1 protein-coding gene is annotated in these 752 nt (G+C 63.3%); it reads left to right on the forward strand.

The window, feature by feature from the left end; translation table 11 throughout:
* Positions 1–752: hypothetical protein (locus HP566_RS03970; RefSeq protein ID WP_249975964.1), on the forward strand; the 752-nt coding region annotated here is incomplete at both ends.

The following is a 752-nucleotide window of genomic DNA, read 5'->3' on the forward strand; positions in this document are numbered from 1 at the left end:
CGCCACCACCAGCGCCGAGTCCCTCGCCCTGACTGCCGATCACCTTAGCCATCGCCAGGGCGAGATGCTGCACACCGGCGGGGGCAGTGACCTGACGCTGACAATAGCGCAGTCGCTGGACAATACCGAGGGCTTTATCGCCGGTAATTCCGGGCTCGATATCATTGCCGGTGAACTGACCAATACCGCCGGTACCTTGCAGGCCTTGGATCATATCAGGCTGGACGTTGGTGGCCTGGATAACCGGCAGGGTGAACTGATCGCTGGCGATGCCCTGGCCGTGGCGGCGTCGGGGGATATCGACAATACCCAGGGCCAATGGCTGGCGGAGCGTATCGAGGTCAGCGCCGCCGGCCTCAATAACCGCGATGGGCTGATCAGCGCCGCCAGCGACGAGCTGCGCGTGCGAGCAGATGAACTCGATAACACCTCGGGTCGGCTGGAAGCCACGGGCGATCTGACCCTTGACGTTGCCGAGTCCCTGACCAACCAGGACGGTGAGATTATCCACGTCGGTGATGGCGAGGCGAATATCGCTGCCACACGCCTGGAAGGTCGCGATGGCCTAATCGTCAGCCAAGGACACCTTTCGCTACACGGAGAAGATATCGTCCTCGACGGCGCCACCACCAGCGCCGAGTCCCTCGCCCTGACTGCCGATCACCTGAGCCACCGCCAAGGGGAGATGCTGCACACCGGCGATGACCGCGATCTGACCCTCACCATCGGGGAGGCGCTGGACAACACCGAAG

The organism is Vreelandella olivaria (assembly GCF_023507745.1).
GTDB classification, from domain to species: domain Bacteria; phylum Pseudomonadota; class Gammaproteobacteria; order Pseudomonadales; family Halomonadaceae; genus Vreelandella; species Vreelandella olivaria_A.